The following is a 393-nucleotide window of genomic DNA, read 5'->3' as shown; positions in this document are numbered from 1 at the left end:
GAATTCCGGCTGCGCGCGGCGCGGCTGCGCTACGACCGCGCCGCCCAGCTCATCGACCGGGCTTCGGACGCGATCACGGCCATCATCGGCCACGCACACGGCCATATCGCGATGGAGCGCGCAGCGCGCGCCCTCGGCCAGGCGCAGTCCCGCCTGCTGGCCATGGCCAGCCAGTTCAACCGCGCGCTCCAGCAGGTGGACCGCCAGCGCGTGACGCTCGGCACCACCGGCATCACCAGCACCGACGTGAAGCGCTGGCTGCAGACGCTGCGCCAGCCCGCGGCGCTGCTCGACACCGCGTTCGCCATGCCGGTGGGCCTGTGCGCGCTCGCCCCGCACGAACTGCTGGACGTGACCGAGGCGGAGTTCGAGCGCGACCGCCCGACCCAGGGC

At 73.8% G+C, this 393-nt stretch carries 1 protein-coding gene; it reads left to right on the top strand.

Annotation, left to right across the window (positions count from 1 at the left end; translation table 11 throughout):
- Positions 1-393: hypothetical protein (locus GVL12_RS25945; RefSeq protein WP_200844110.1), on the top strand; the 393-nt coding region annotated here is incomplete at both ends.

The sequence above is a fragment of the Pantoea sp. 18069 genome (assembly GCF_902706035.1).
Lineage (GTDB): Bacteria > Pseudomonadota > Gammaproteobacteria > Burkholderiales > Burkholderiaceae_C > Comamonas.
Note: the sequence above shows the minus strand (reverse complement) of the source record. Positions and strands in the feature narration are given on the sequence as shown.